The organism is Pseudomonas shahriarae (genome assembly GCF_014268455.2).
Taxonomy (GTDB): domain Bacteria; phylum Pseudomonadota; class Gammaproteobacteria; order Pseudomonadales; family Pseudomonadaceae; genus Aquipseudomonas; species Aquipseudomonas shahriarae.
In genome coordinates, this window is record NZ_CP077085.1 from 5,399,020 (window position 1) to 5,413,586 (window position 14,567).

Genomic DNA, 14,567 nt, shown 5'->3' on the forward strand with positions numbered 1-14,567 from the left:
TTTTTTATGCCTGTTGACCGCGTTTCAAGTCAGGGTTGGTAGACCCGCTGGAAGCCTTCGCGGATCTTGTCTTCCGGCAACTCATCGGCAATAAACACAATCACACTCTCCCGCGCCTCACCCTCGGCCCATTCGGTGTCCCAATCGAACCCGTAGAGCTTGAGCACGCCCTGGAACACCATGCGCCGATCTTCCCCGGCGATGTTCAGCACGCCCTTGTAACGCAGCAGTTGTTTGCCGTGTTCTTCCAACAGTTCGTTCATGAACTCACTGAGCCGGTCGATATCCAGCGGCTGGTCGGTGCGCAGCACCAGGCTGGAGATACGGTCGATGGACGGCGCCTGGCTGACCGGGCGCAGGGTCATGCCGGCGTTGAGGTTAAAGCCGCGCACGTCCAGCAGCTCAGCCAGGTCGATCTTGCCATGTTCCACCACACGAATCGGCGCACGACGGTTGATGCGGGTCAGGCGTTGACTGAGCGCCTCGAAGCTGGCGTCGTCCACCAGGTCGCGCTTGCTTATCAGCAGGCGGTCGGCAAAGCCGATCTGGGCCTGGGCGATGGTCTGGGTCAGGTGGTGCTCGGCGTGGGCCGCGTCCACCAGGGTGATGATGCCGTCGAGGAGATAGCGCTCGCGCAATTCCTCGTCGATAAAAAAGGTCTGGGCCACCGGCGCCGGGTCAGCCAGACCGGTGCACTCGATCACCAGGCGGTCGAAGGCGATCTCGCCGCTGTCCAGGCGTTCGAGCAGCAGGTACAGGGCTTTGGTCAGGTCGGTGTGGATGGTGCAGCACACGCAACCGTTGGACAGGGTCATGACCTGGACCGGCTCATCGCCCAATAGCTGGGTGTCGATGCCGGCGTCACTGAATTCGTTTTCGATCACGGCGATTTTCAAGCCGTGCTCGGCCTTGAGCAGATGGCGCAACAAGGTGGTCTTGCCAGCGCCGAGGAAGCCGCTGAGGACGGTGACGGGGATGGGAGAGGACAAAATATTCTCCTTGAGGAAACACAAAACAAATGTGGGAGCGGGCTTGTGTGGGAGCGGGCTTGCTCGCGATGCAGGCAACTCGGTCTATCTGGTATACCGAGGTGATGCTATCGCGAGCAAGCCCGCTCCCACACAAGCCCGCTCCCACAGGGGATCACATAGGCCCAACCCTATTGGATCAACAGCACTTGGGCCCGCCCTTGCCGCCGTAACGGGCTTCCTGGCGCTCCCGGAAGAACGCCTTGTAGTCCATCAACGGCTTGTCCGGGTGCTTGGTTTGCATATGCTCGACGTAGGTGTCGTAGTCGGGCATGCCGACCATCAGGCGTGCAGCCTGACCGAGGTATTTACCGAGGCGACCGATGTCATTGAACATGTCTGCAACCCTCTATCACGCGTCCGGCATGGCTTGGAATGGTGCTTCTTTATCCGTACGTTCCTTGGTGCCCCAGGCGGCAACGCCGACCTTGATGGCATAGAACAGGATGCTGAAGACCACGAACAGGAACAACACCGTCAACGTCGCGTTGGTGTAGGCGTTCCAGATCACGTGCTGCATCTGGTCGATACTCTTGGCCGGGGCCAGGATCTGCCCATTGGCCAGCGCATCGCTGTACTTCTTGGCCAGCGACAGGAAGCCGATCGCCGGGTTGGCGTCGAACAGCTTGATGAAGCCTGCGGTGGTGGTGCAGATCAGCAGCCAGACAGCCGGCAGCAGGGGCACCCAGATGTAGCGCTGGCGCTTCATTTTGATCAGCACAACGGTGGCGAGCATCAGCGCGATACCGGCCAGCATCTGGTTGGAGATGCCGAACAGCGGCCACAAGGTGTTGATACCACCCAGCGGGTCGATCACGCCCTGGTACAGCAAGTAGCCCCACATCGCCACACAGCCTGCAGTGGCGATCAGGTTGGCCGTCCAGGACTCGGTACGCTTGAGCGCCGGCACGAAGGAACCGAGCAGATCCTGGAGCATGAAGCGCCCGGCACGGGTACCGGCGTCCACAGCGGTCAGGATGAACAGCGCTTCGAACAGGATTGCAAAGTGGTACCAGAACGCCATGGTGTTTTCACCCGGCAGCACACTGTGCAGGATTTGCGCGATACCGACCGCCAGGGTCGGCGCACCGCCGGCACGGGCCAGGATGGTGGTTTCACCAATGTCATTGGCCACCGCTTGCAGCGCTTCCGGGGTAATCGCAAAGCCCCAGCTGCTGACAGTTTGCGCAACTGTCACCACATCAGTGCCGACAATCGCCGCAGGGCTGTTCATGGCGAAGTACACGCCTGGCTCGATCACCGAAGCGGCAACCATGGCCATGATGGCGACGAACGACTCCATCAACATGCCGCCATAACCGATGTAGCGCGAGTGGGCTTCATTGGCCAACAGCTTGGGCGTGGTGCCCGAGGAAATCAGCGCGTGGAAACCCGATACCGCGCCACAGGCGATGGTGATGAACAGGAACGGGAACAGGCCGCCCTTCCACACCGGGCCAGTGCCGTCGATAAACTGGGTCAGCGCCGGCATTTTCAGGTCAGGCATGGTGACCAGGATGCCAATCGCCAGGGCGATGATGGTGCCGATTTTCAGGAAGGTAGACAGGTAGTCGCGCGGGGCCAGGATCAGCCACACCGGCAGTACCGCGGCCACGAATCCGTAGCCAACCAGCATCCAGGTGATCTGGATCCCGGTGAAGGTGAAGGCCTTGGCCCATACCGGATCAGCGGCAATCTGCCCGCCGAGCCAGATCGAACCCAACAGCAACAGCACGCCAATGATCGAAATTTCGCCGATGCGGCCCGGACGGATGTAGCGCATGTACACGCCCATGAACATCGCGATCGGGATGGTCGCCATCACCGTGAAGATGCCCCACGGGCTTTCGGCCAGGGCCTTGACCACGATCAGCGACAGCACCGCGAGGATGATGATCATGATCAGGAAGCAGCCAAACAGCGCGATGGTCCCGGGAATGCGGCCCATTTCTTCGCGGACCATGTCCCCCAGGGAGCGGCCGTTGCGACGGGTGGACAGGAACAGGATCATGAAGTCCTGCACCGCACCCGCCAGCACCACGCCGGCAATCAGCCACAGGGTACCGGGCAGGTAGCCCATCTGTGCAGCCAGTACCGGGCCGACCAGAGGCCCCGCGCCGGCAATGGCGGCAAAGTGGTGACCGAAGAGAATATGTTTGTTGGTCGGCACATAGTCCAGACCGTCGTTGTTGATCACTGCGGGGGTGGCCCGCCGTGGATCGAGTTGCATCACGTTATTTGCGATGAACAGGCTGTAGTAACGATAAGCCACCAGATAAATGGCGACTGCCGCGACTACAATCCACAAGGCGTTGATTGCCTCGCCGCGCCGCAAAGCCACTACGCCCAGGGCGCACGCTCCTACGATTGCCAGCAACAGCCAGGGTAGATGGCGGAGCAGGCTATTATTATTTTTCATTTTTATATTCCAGCCAGGGTGGACAGAAAGACAGCCAGGCCGAGTTTAGCGCGCTGTGCCCTAAAGACCAGCCCCCTACGTTGGTCTAGAGCCTTGCCGGGGCGAAAAAAACAGAAATAAACGCCCGATAATGGCGCAAGGCTACAATCCCTGGACCAACAGAGGGTTTCACCATGAGCGACCAGCCGTCAGATCGACGCCGTTTTCGGCGGATTGCCTTCAATGCCAAGACCGAGCTTAAGCAAAACGGCCAGCAATGGCCGGTGCAACTGGTGGATTTATCGCTCAAAGGGTTGCTGGTGCAAAAGCCCGCGCCATGGCTGGGCAAGGGTGACGAGCCCTTTGATGTGGACATTCACCTGGACGCCGACACGGACGTGAGCATGCAAGTGCGGCTGAGCCATGACGACAAGGGGCAACTGGGGTTCGTCTGCGAATATATCGACCTGGACTCGATCAGCCATTTGCGCAGGCTGATCGAGCTGAACCTGGGGGATGAGGAGGAGCTGCATCGGGAGCTGGGCGAGTTACTGAACATCTGACGATGTGCACACATCAATGTAGGAGCTGGCTTGCCTGCGATGGCGGCGTGTCAGTCAGGGACGCAGCGACTGATTCGACACCATTGCAAGCAAGCCATCTCCTACAGGGTTCTGTGGTATTTCGGGTTATTCGAACAAGGCATCCAGTGCCTGTTCGAGCCGCGTCACCGCAATCACCTGCAACCCAGGCGGCGCCTCCTTCGGCGCGTTGCCCTTGGGCACGATGGCACGCTTGAAACCATGCTTGGCGGCTTCCTTGAGGCGCTCCTGGCCGCTGGGCACCGGGCGTACCTCGCCCGACAGGCCCACTTCACCAAATACCAACAGGTCATGGGGCAGCGGCCGATTGCGCAGGCTCGACATGACCGCCGCCATCAAGGCCAGGTCCGACGCGGTTTCCAGCACCTTGACGCCGCCGACCACGTTGAGGAACACGTCCTGGTCATGGGTCGGAATCCCGCCATGGCGATGCAATACCGCCAGCAACATCGCCAGGCGGTTCTGATCCAGGCCCAGGGTCACGCGGCGCGGGTTGGCCAGATGGCTGTCGTCCACCAAAGCCTGGACTTCCACCAGCATTGGCCGGGTACCTTCCCACGTTGCCATCACCACGCTGCCCGGTACTTCTTCCTGGGCGCGGGTCAGAAAGATCGCCGAAGGGTTGGAGACTTCTTTCAGCCCCCGGTCCGTCATGGCGAACACCCCCAGCTCGTTGACCGCGCCGAAACGGTTCTTCACCGCCCGCAACAGGCGCAGGCGCCCATCGGACTCGCCCTCGAAATACAGCACCGTATCCACCATATGCTCCAGCACGCGCGGGCCGGCCAGTGCGCCTTCCTTGGTGACATGGCCCACCAGGAAAATCGCCGTGCCGCTCTGTTTCGCGTAGCGCACCAGCAACGCCGCACTTTCCCGCACCTGGGACACCCCTCCCGGCGCCGATTGCAGTTGCTCGGTGAAGATCGTCTGGATCGAGTCGATCACCATCACCTTGGGTTTTTCCACGCGGGCGGTGGCGATAATGCTTTCGATACAGGTCTCGGTCATGACCCGCAATTGGTCCTGGGGCAAGCCCAGGCGGCGGGCGCGCATGGCCACCTGTTGCTGGGATTCTTCGCCGGTGACGTACAGGGCTGGCATGCGGCTGGCGATGCTGCACAGGGTCTGCAAGAGGATGGTCGACTTGCCGATGCCCGGATCGCCGCCGATCAGCACCACCGAGCCGTCCACCAGGCCACCACCGAGTACCCGGTCGAGCTCGCCGGACGCCGTGGAAAAGCGCGGGATTTCCTCGACGCTGACTTCCGCCAGGGTCTTGATCTGGGCTTGTTGCCCGGTCCAGCCGGAGCGCCCGCTGGGAGCTGCGGCGCCACCGCTTTCAATCATGGTTTCCGTGAGGGTGTTCCACGCCCCACACTCGCCACACTGGCCCGCCCATTTGGGAAAGGTCGCGCCGCACTCTGTGCAGCCGTACATGCGCTTGGCCTTTGCCATCTGAGAACCTCCAACCGAAAAACCGCGATGATAGCTCAGCGTGGCGCTGCGGTACGGATTTCACCGTTGGCCAATCGTGTAGCGCTGTTGCCCAGCGGGTCTTCGGCATTCAGGTCGGCGCCCTGGGCCTTGAGCGCATCGAGCAGTTCGACGCGCTTGAACAGCCCGGCATACATGGCCGCCGTCTGTCCGGCGCCGTTGCGTTGGTCGGGGTTGCAGGCGGTGCCCAGCAAACGCCGGGCAATGCGCAACTCGCCCTTGAAGATCGCGCCCATCAGCGCCGTATTGCCGCGTTTATCCTGCACACAGGCATCGGCACCGGCTGCCAGCAGTTGCTCCACGGCCGGTTCGTGCCCGTGATAGGCGCTGAGGATCAGCGCGGTGTAGCCCTTGTCATCGACGGTATTCAGGGAATAGCCGGATTCGATAAAAGTCTTGAGCATTTCCACGTCGCCACGTCGGGCAGCGTCGAAGTAGTAATCCTGTAACTGCGCCTTGAGGGCCTGCGGGTCGGCGAACACACTCAAGGACCAGCAGGCCAGTAGTGCCCCTATAAAGTTACGCATCATCAACATCCTCTGCAGGTCCCTGTAGGAGCGAGCTTGAACTGGCGGCGACAAGCTCGTTCCTACAGGAGGGGTGGATTAGTCGGTCAGCTTTTCAGCCAGTGCCTTGACCCGCGCCAGATCGCCCTTGGCCACTTTGGCCACGCCCGTGCCGTACTCCGGGTCGGCCTTGTAGAGGAATGACAGGATGATGTGCTTGCTGACGTCATCCGTGGTTGCCAGGGAGCCACCGAAGTTTTCGATCAAGTCCTGGCGCTCTTTCTTGCTGTAGGAACGATACAAGTCGCCCGCCTGCTTGAAGTTCTGCTCGCGCTGGATTTTCACCTGCTGGGTGCTGCCGGCCAGGGGCGTCTGGCTGTAACGCGCACTTTGCGGCTCTTCCCGCGGCATCAGGCGGCTTGGCTGGTAGTTCACGCCCGTGCTGGTCTTGCCAAAGTTCATCGCACCATCCTGGTTGCCGTTATTGACGCTGACCCGTGGAGCGTTGATCGGCAGTTGCAGGGCATTGGCGCCCAGACGGTACATTTGCGTATCGGCATAGGAGAACACCCGACCTTGTAACAAGCGGTCCTCCGACGGTTCGATACCTGGTACCAGGTTGGCCGGGGCCATGGCCACTTGCTCGGTTTCCTGGAAGACATTGGCCGGATTGCGGTTCAGCACCATTTGCCCGACTTTGCGCTCGGGAACATCGGGCCAGATCTTGGTGGCATCCAGGGGGTCGAAATCAAACTTGGCCAGTTCTTCAGGCTTGAGCACTTGCACATACAGGTCCCACTTGGGGAAGTCGCCCTTGTTGATGTGAGTAACCAAGTCGTTGGTCATATGGCTGTAATCACGCCCTTGCACTTGCACGACCTCCTTGGGGTCCAGGTTCTTGATGCCTTGCAAGCTCTTCCAGTGAAACTTGACGTAGTGCACTTCACCCTTGGCATTGATCAACTTGTAGGCATGTACGCCATTGCCGTCCATCTCCCGGTAACTGGCCGGTGTACCGGAGTCCGAGTACAACTCGGTGAGTGTGCGGGTGGACTCTGGAACATGGGAGAAGAAGTCGAAACGACGGGAGTCGTCATCCAGGTTAGTGCGCGGGTCGGGCTTGAAGGCATGCACCATGTCCGGGAACTTGATGGCATCGCGGATAAAGAACGTCGGGAAGTTGTTGCCGACCAGGTCCCAGTTACCTTCGGCGGTATAGAACTTGGTGGCGAAGCCGCGCGGGTCGCGCAGGGTTTCCGGGGAGTGGTTGCCGTGGACGACGGCAGAGAAACGCACAAACACCGGCGTGGCCTCACCGGCGGCAAACACTTTGGCCTTGGTCAGGTCGCTGAGGTTGTCGGTGACGGTGAAGGTGCCGTGGGCGCCGGTGCCGCGGGCATGCACCACGCGCTCGGGGATACGCTCACGATCAAAACGCTGCAGCTTCTGGATCAGTTGCACATCCTGCAGCAAGACCGGGCCGTTTGCGCCGGCGGTCTGCGAGTTCTGGTTATCACCCACCGCTGCACCATTATCGCGGGTCAGGTTGGCGGCACTGACGGCTAACGACAACAGGCTGGTACTGGCAATCAAAAGCACATTGCGCGCAGCAATAGACCTGCGACTAATAAGGTTTTTCATCATGCAATCCTCTGGTTTTTTTAATGCACTTTTATGGGTGCTTGCCAGAGGCTAGTGATGCTGACGCCAGAAGATAAATAGAAAACCCACACCATCACGATTAAAAAAATAGTGTGGTAAGGCCCTGAAATAACGGGTATTTCGCGCGCGACTGATGGCACTTTGCAAACTATTTGCGTTTTAATGTGTCGATTACAACGAACAGTGTTAACCGTTGTGTCGAGCAAGCTCTTGCAGACTGATTTACACTGAGTTCCTCTCCTCTCAACTGTAACAAGGAATAACCTATGGGCGTGATCAGTGAGTTCAAGGCCTTCGCGGTCAAAGGTAATGTGGTCGACATGGCGGTCGGTATTATCATCGGCGCCGCCTTCGGCAAAATTGTTTCGTCCTTTGTAGGCGACGTGGTGATGCCGCCTATCGGTCTGCTGATCGGCGGTGTGGACTTCGGTGATCTGGCAGTAACGCTCAAGGCGGCCCAGGGCGATATTCCGGCGGTGGTCCTGGCCTACGGCAAATTCATCCAGAGCATCATCGACTTCGTGATCGTCGCGTTCGCGATCTTCATGGGCGTCAAGGCCATCAACCGCCTCAAGCGTGAAGAAGCGGCTGCGCCAAGCCTGCCACCGGTGCCCACCAAGGAAGAGGAATTGCTGGGGGAGATCCGCGATCTGCTCAAGGCCCAGAACAACAAGCCGCTGTAGCCGATCCGCAATACCTGTCAGCTACTAAAAAGGCGCCTCTCACCGGGCGCCTTTTTTTACCAGTAGTTTTCTACCGCCACCTGCCCTGGCCGACGCGTCAGGCTTAACTGCATATCGCGTTGCTTGAGCAATTGCCGGGTGTCATCAATCATCTGCGGGTTGCCGCAAATCATCACCCGCGAATGTTCCGGTGTCAGCGCCACGCCCGCCGCGCGTTCCAATTCGCCATTTTCGATCAGGGTGGTGATACGCCCATTCAATGCCCCTGGGTGCTGCTCCCGGGTGACGATGGGCAGGTAGGTGAGCTTATGGGCGTGTTCGCTCAGGTACTCACGCTCAGCCAGTTCCTTGATAAGGGTCTGGTAAGCCAGCTCCCTGGCTTCCCTGGCGCTATAGACCAGGATGATGCGCTCGAATTTTTCCCAGACTTCAAAGTCCTGCAGGATCGACAGAAACGGCGCAATCCCGGTGCCCGTGCCCAGCAGCCACAAGTCGCGGCCATCGACAAAGCGGTTCAGGGTCAAGAAACCCGTGGCCTGTCGCTCCACCAGCAGCTCATCACCCACCCGCAGGCGGCTCAACTCACTGGTGAACTCACCGCCCGGCACCACAATCGAGAAAAACTCAAGAAACTCGTCGAAGGGCGACGACACCACCGAATAGGCACGCCACACCAGGCTTCCATCGGGCTTGGTCACACCCAGGCGCACAAACTGCCCGGCGACAAAGCGAAAACCCGCGTCGCGAGTGGTCCGCAGGGTAAACAGGCTGGGGGTCAACGACTGCACATCAAGCAAGGTCTGGCGTGTGAATTTTTCCGCACTGGCCGTCATGGGGGGCTCCGGTCTACAGGTAACCCCTAGTGTGGCCCAAAGCGGAGCCTGGAAACACCGCTGGTTTGTAGTGACATCCCCATCCAGGGGATTTATCCGAGCAGAAAAGCCGAACGCCCTACACTTGAATATGAAAAAAACAGAGCGATAGCAATATGATTCCAACTAAAAACATTTAGCTATTACCTTCTCCCCACAGGCGCTACTTCCCACTAACAATCATCGGTGGCACGCTGCCAGACTTCTCGGCAAATCAATGAAAAACAAGATATTAAATCTGAATCACGGCCACCGCCCGCCACGTCTCACAAGGTGCGAGGAAGATTATTACCAATAAAAAACGCCCTGCTAAGTGCGAAAATTCCCACCCCAGCATTGCATGCTGTCCTACACTCGATTCGTTGGCGCTATGAGGACGTGCGTCGCAAACAATCAGCGTAAAACTCAGGGAGTGTTACCGATGGTCAACTGGCGAAACACACGGTTACCCAAACTTGAAGGTGAAGATGAGGTAACAACGATGTTTGAAGCCGCTCTGAACATTACCTATGAGCTAGGCTTCGAATACTGCGGTTTTATAATGGGTTCCAATGCTCTCTACCGCCCTAACAGAAGCATCCATCTCAACAACTATCCGGATGAATGGAACAAAATCTACAAAACAGAAAACTACTTTGAAATGGACCCTTTGGTTATTCACTGTAAGCGCGATGTGCTACCGCTTGTATGGGAAGAGAAAACCTTTTCCGCAGTACCTGACATGTGGGCTCACGTACATGCCCAAGGCCTGAATTTCGGCTGGGCCCAGTCGGTGCACGACTTCCGGGGCTTCTTCAGTATGATCAACCTGGGACGACGCAAGGGGCCGGTGCAGGCCCATGAGCTCTATGAAAAAGCGGGCCAGGTTCTGTGGATATGCCATGCCTTGCATACGGTGGCGGCGCAAACCTACAGCCAGGGGCCGACTTTCCAGTGCCCCGCCAAACTCACCAGCCGCGAGACAGAGATCCTGCAATGGTCGGCACTGGGCAAAACTGCGGCTGATATCGCCACAATTCTCTGCCTATCGGAACGTACCGTCGGATTTCACATCAGCAGTGCGATGAGAAAGCTGGGGGTCAGCAATAAAATCGCCGCCGTGATCAGCGCCGTGAGAAACGGTCTTTTTTAAGCGCAACCGGCTCAAATCCTCTTGAAAACACCGAATGTAATCCCGGTGAAAAAAACGTAACATTTACGGCCAGTTCTGAGTGATGACGCCGCTCGTCAAAGCCCGCGTCGCAGTCCACTCAGAAGGTTCCTCGCCTAGCCTGGAACACCCGTCGATTATCCAGAGTTTCCCCCGCCATGCCCCTGCTCGATAGCCCCTTCGCCCAACTCGACCTGATCCGCCAGCCCGAGCAGCCAAACGAACCGCTGCAAGCCTTCGATGCGGCTGACGAGTATCTGCTCGCCTATCTGGCGGAGCAGCAACCGGCCAGCAGCACCCGCGTGCTGGTGCTCAATGACAGCTTTGGCGCGCTGGCGGCCAGCCTTGAAGGGCAGATGTGTGTCACCACCAGTGGCGATTCGTTTCTAGGCACCCAAGCGTTGCAAAAAAACCTGGTACGCAACCACAAGACCTTCGATGCCGTGTCGTTCGTGCCTGCCAGCCAGGTGCCGAGCGGGCCCTTCGACCGCGTGCTGATCCGAGTGCCGAAAACCCTGGCGCTGCTGGAAGAACAACTGATCCGCCTGCAAGGCCAACTGGCGCCCGGCGCCGAAGTGATCGCAGGCGCCATGGTCAAGCATCTGCCCCGCGCCGCCGGTGAACTGCTGGAGCGCTACATCGGGCCGATGCACGCGTCGCTGGCAGTGAAAAAGGCCCGGTTGCTGATTGCCACCCTGGCTGATCGGCCCCGGGTGGTCTCGCCCTACCCCACGCGTTATCGCCTGGACGCGCCGGCCATCGAGCTGCTCAACCACGCCAATGTGTTCTGCCGTGAAGGCCTGGACATCGGCACCCGTGCCTTTCTGCCGCACCTGCCATCCAACCTGGGCAGCGCCCGCGTGGCGGACCTGGGTTGCGGCAATGGGGTCCTGGCCATCGCCAGTGCCCTGCAAAACCCCGAGGCGCAGTACACCTTGGTGGACGAATCCTATATGGCTGTGCAATCGGCCGCCGAGAACTGGCGCGCGGCGCTGGGTGAGCGGCCAGTGACGATTCGCCCCGGCGACGGCCTGGCGGACCAGGAGCCGCAATCGTTGGACGTGGTGCTGTGCAACCCACCGTTCCACCAGCAACAGGTGGTGGGGGACTTCCTCGCCTGGCGCATGTTCCAGCAGGCCCGCGAGGCACTGGTGGTGGGCGGCGCCTTGTATATCGTCGGCAACCGTCACCTGGGTTATCACAGCAAGCTGGCGCGGCTGTTCCGTGGTGTGGAGCAGGTCGCGGCGACGCCCAAGTTCGTGATCCTCAAGGCACGCAAGTAAACCCAGGCAAAAAAAACCCTCCGCAAGGAGGGTCATAAAGGTGCGGGATGTCAGTGGGTGCTCAGGCCCGCGGCGTTCATGAACATGCGCATCAGGCTGGCCACCACGAACAGGGCCAGGACGCTGCCGGTCCAGATCATCGCCAGCCAGCCCAGGCGCTGCCACAGCGGCTTTTTCTCGGCCTGTTCGATCTCGTCCAGTGAAGGTTTACCGGTCATGGTCCAAGCCTCCTAGTGATAGCCGTCTTCATGGGTCACCTTGCCGCGGAACACGTAGTAGCTCCAGAAGGTGTAACCCAGGATGAACGGGATGATGAACAGCGTGCCCACCAGCATAAAGCCCTGGCTCTGTGGCGGCGCGGCAGCCTCCCAGATCGAGACCGACGGCGGGATGATGTTCGGCCACAGGCTGATGCCCAGGCCGCTGTAGCCCAGGAAGATCAACACCAGCGTCAACAGGAACGGCGCGTAATGGGCGTTGCGGGCCACGGCACGCACCAGCGCATACATGGTCACCAACACCAGGATCGGCACCGGCAGGAACCAGAACAGGTTCGGCAGGGTGAACCAGCGCGAGGCGATGTCCGGGTGGGCCAGGGGCGTCCAGATGCTGACAATGCCAATTACCGCCAACACCACGAACGCCAGGGGCCGCGCCAGGTTGTGCATCTGCTCCTGCAACTTGCCTTCGGTCTTCATGATCAGCCAGGTGCAGCCCAGCAGCGCATACGCCACGATCAGGGCCACGCCGCAGAACAGGGCAAACGGCGAGAGCCAGTCCAGTGAGCCGCCGGCGAACTGGCGGTCAACCACCGGGATGCCTTCAATGAATGCCCCCAGCGCCACGCCCTGAAAGAAAGTCGCCGCCAGCGAGCCGCCGATAAACGCCTTGTCCCACAGGTGGCGTTTGTCATCCTTGGCCTTGAAACGGAACTCAAAAGCCACACCACGGAAGATCAGGCCGATCAGCATCAGGATCAGCGGCAGGTACAGCGCCGAGAGCACCACCGAGTAGGCCAGCGGGAACGCGCCGAACAACGCCGCGCCCCCCAGCACCAGCCAGGTCTCGTTGCCGTCCCACACCGGGGCGACGGTGTTCATCATTACGTCACGGTCGGTCTTGCCCGGGATAAACGGGAAGAGAATGCCGATCCCCAGGTCAAAACCGTCCATGACCACGTACATCATGATGCCGAAGATGATGATCACGGCCCAGATCAGCGGAAGATCAATACCCATGACTCAATTCCCCTTGTTCAGAGTGTCGCCGTGATCGGCGTCGCCGCTGTCATCGGCCGCCGACAATGGACGCGCCGGGGTGCGTTGCTGCCCGGGGCCGCCGTGGGCCGGTTCGGTACTTTCGTGGGTGACCGGGCCTTTGCGCACCAGGCGCATCATGTAGCCCAGGCCGGCGCCAAACAGGGCGAAGTACACCACCACAAACAGCACCAGGGTGATGCTCATCTGCATCACACTGTGGTTGGAGGACGCGTCCGCCGTGCGCATCAAGCCGTAGACCACCCAGGGCTGGCGCCCGATTTCGGTGGTGAACCAGCCGGCCAGGATCGCAATCAACCCCGACGGGCCCATCCACAGCGCCAGGTACAGGAACGGTTTGTTGGTGTACAGCCTGTCGCCCTTGCGCAGCCAGAGGCTGAACAGGCCGGTGAAGATCATCAACAGGCCCAGGCCGACCATGATGCGGAACGACCAGAACACGATGGTCGAGTTGGCGCGATCCTCAGGCGGGAACTCCTTGAGGGCCGGCACTTGCTTGTCCAGGGAGTGGGTAAGGATCAGGCTGCCCAGGTAGGGGATTTCCACTTTGTACTTGGTGCGCTCTTCCTTCATGTCCGGCCAGCCGAACAGGATCAGCGGGGTCGGCTCGTTACCGACGTTTTCCCAGTGCCCTTCAATCGCCGCAATTTTCGCCGGCTGGTGCTTGAGGGTGTTGAGGCCGTGGAAGTCACCGATCACCGCCTGGATCGGCGCAACGATCAAGGCCATCCACATCGCCATCGACAACATGGTGCGGATCGCCGGGTTGTCCTTGCCCCGCAGCAGGTGCCAGGCCGCCGAGGAGCCGACGAAGAACGCGGTGGCGACAAACGCTGCCGTGGCCATGTGGGCCAGGCGATAGGGGAACGAAGGGTTGAAAATCACCGCCATCCAGTCGGTTGGAATCACCTGACCATTGACGATTTCAAAACCTTGGGGGGTCTGCATCCAACTGTTGGAGGCGAGGATCCAGAAGGTCGAGATCAACGTACCGACGGCCACCATCACCGTGGCAAAGAAGTGCAGCTTGCGCCCGACCTTATTCCAGCCGAACAGCATCACCCCAAGAAAGCCGGCTTCGAGGAAGAACGCGGTGAGTACTTCATAGGTCAGCAAGGGCCCCGTGACGGAGCCGGCGAAGTCCGAGAAACGACTCCAGTTGGTACCGAACTGATAGGCCATGACCAGGCCCGAGACCACCCCCATGCCGAAGTTGACGGCAAAGATCTTCGACCAGAAATGGTAGAGGTCACGGTAGGTATCGTTGTGGGTCTTGAGCCACAGACCTTCCAGCACCGCAAGGTAACTGGCCAGGCCAATGGTGATGGCCGGGAACAGGATATGGAACGAGATGGTGAATGCGAATTGAATTCGGGCGAGATCTAGCGCCTCCAAACCGAACATAAGTCTTCCTCTGTCAGGTAATACCGGCTGCTGGCTGGGGGCCTGCACCCACTGCCCCCACGGATATGGAGTGTGGCGAATTGCAATTCGTTCTTTTTTTACCAACCACGTAGGGATTCTGGCCTGTTGGCCGCCACACCAGCGCTGCAATCAGCATTGATCTGGATCAAGCATCGATGAAAGAGTAGTCCCATTTTCCAGGTTGGAC

The 14,567-nt window shown here is 59.6% G+C and carries 14 protein-coding genes; 4 read left to right on the plus strand and 10 right to left on the minus strand.

The annotated features are described in order from the left end of the window. Window positions 1-29: 29 nt before the first annotated feature. The 3 genes from yjiA to HU773_RS24145 form a co-directional block, all read right to left on the minus strand. Window positions 30-989 (minus strand): GTPase, encoded by a 960-nt coding sequence (gene yjiA / locus HU773_RS24135; protein WP_169990509.1) that lies wholly within the window; start codon window positions 987-989, stop codon window positions 30-32. Between the two features lie 178 nt (window positions 990-1,167). Next, on the minus strand, window positions 1,168-1,365 hold the full coding sequence (locus HU773_RS24140) for a YbdD/YjiX family protein (RefSeq protein WP_057441132.1): 198 nt from the start codon (window positions 1,363-1,365) through the stop codon (window positions 1,168-1,170). A gap of 15 nt (window positions 1,366-1,380) precedes the next feature. After that, the gene (locus HU773_RS24145) at window positions 1,381-3,447 is read right to left on the minus strand and encodes a carbon starvation CstA family protein (protein WP_186625040.1); all 2,067 of its coding nucleotides are present in this window, start codon (window positions 3,445-3,447) and stop codon (window positions 1,381-1,383) included. A 173-nt stretch (window positions 3,448-3,620) separates the two neighbouring features. Between HU773_RS24145 and HU773_RS24150 the strand changes: the two genes are divergently transcribed. Beyond that, window positions 3,621-3,989 (plus strand): PilZ domain-containing protein, encoded by a 369-nt coding sequence (locus HU773_RS24150; RefSeq protein ID WP_057958379.1) that lies wholly within the window; start codon window positions 3,621-3,623, stop codon window positions 3,987-3,989. 126 nt (window positions 3,990-4,115) lie between these two features. Here HU773_RS24150 and radA read toward each other — a convergent pair whose 3' ends face one another. The 3 genes from radA to HU773_RS24165 all read right to left on the minus strand — a co-directional run bounded on the left by radA (window position 4,116) and on the right by HU773_RS24165 (window position 7,669). After that, window positions 4,116-5,483 carry a DNA repair protein RadA gene (gene radA, locus HU773_RS24155; protein WP_057441136.1) on the minus strand — a complete coding sequence of 456 codons (1,368 nt, stop codon included), beginning with the start codon at window positions 5,481-5,483 and terminating at the stop codon, window positions 4,116-4,118. Between the two features lie 35 nt (window positions 5,484-5,518). Then, complete coding sequence (locus tag HU773_RS24160; protein ID WP_186625038.1) at window positions 5,519-6,049, minus strand: ankyrin repeat domain-containing protein; 531 nt, start codon at window positions 6,047-6,049, stop codon at window positions 5,519-5,521. A gap of 78 nt (window positions 6,050-6,127) precedes the next feature. Then, window positions 6,128-7,669, minus strand: coding sequence for a catalase (locus HU773_RS24165; RefSeq protein ID WP_186625036.1), 1,542 nt, complete (start codon window positions 7,667-7,669; stop codon window positions 6,128-6,130). Window positions 7,670-7,956: 287 nt separating this feature from the next. On the opposite strand from HU773_RS24165, the gene mscL reads away from it, so the two are divergent. Beyond that, window positions 7,957-8,373, plus strand: coding sequence for a large-conductance mechanosensitive channel protein MscL (gene mscL / locus HU773_RS24170; protein WP_057441140.1), 417 nt, complete (start codon window positions 7,957-7,959; stop codon window positions 8,371-8,373). Between the two features lie 56 nt (window positions 8,374-8,429). On the opposite strand, the gene HU773_RS24175 is transcribed toward mscL, so the two are convergent. Continuing rightward, window positions 8,430-9,206: a ferredoxin--NADP reductase gene (locus HU773_RS24175; protein ID WP_057441142.1), complete on the minus strand. Its 777-nt coding sequence runs from the start codon at window positions 9,204-9,206 to the stop codon at window positions 8,430-8,432. A 460-nt stretch (window positions 9,207-9,666) separates the two neighbouring features. On the opposite strand from HU773_RS24175, the gene HU773_RS24180 reads away from it, so the two are divergent. Together HU773_RS24180 and HU773_RS24185 are read left to right on the plus strand one after the other, a co-directional pair. Then, entirely contained in the window at window positions 9,667-10,377 is a 711-nt protein-coding gene (locus tag HU773_RS24180; protein WP_128592784.1) for a helix-turn-helix transcriptional regulator, read from the plus strand. 176 nt (window positions 10,378-10,553) lie between these two features. After that, a complete protein-coding gene (locus tag HU773_RS24185; protein ID WP_186625034.1) occupies window positions 10,554-11,678 on the plus strand; it encodes a methyltransferase in 1,125 nt (374 codons plus the stop codon). 50 nt (window positions 11,679-11,728) lie between these two features. Here the strand turns inward: HU773_RS24185 and HU773_RS24190 are convergent, their stop codons facing one another. From HU773_RS24190 to HU773_RS24200, 3 genes are read right to left on the minus strand one after another with little or no spacing between them, the layout of a single operon-like run. Beyond that, the gene (locus HU773_RS24190) at window positions 11,729-11,896 is read right to left on the minus strand and encodes a DUF2474 domain-containing protein (protein ID WP_081044180.1); all 168 of its coding nucleotides are present in this window, start codon (window positions 11,894-11,896) and stop codon (window positions 11,729-11,731) included. A 12-nt stretch (window positions 11,897-11,908) separates the two neighbouring features. Beyond that, window positions 11,909-12,916: a cytochrome d ubiquinol oxidase subunit II gene (cydB, locus tag HU773_RS24195; RefSeq protein WP_057958376.1), complete on the minus strand. Its 1,008-nt coding sequence runs from the start codon at window positions 12,914-12,916 to the stop codon at window positions 11,909-11,911. Between the two features lie 3 nt (window positions 12,917-12,919). Beyond that, window positions 12,920-14,359 carry a cytochrome ubiquinol oxidase subunit I gene (locus HU773_RS24200; protein WP_186625032.1) on the minus strand — a complete coding sequence of 480 codons (1,440 nt, stop codon included), beginning with the start codon at window positions 14,357-14,359 and terminating at the stop codon, window positions 12,920-12,922. Between the last annotated feature and the right edge of the window lie 208 nt (window positions 14,360-14,567).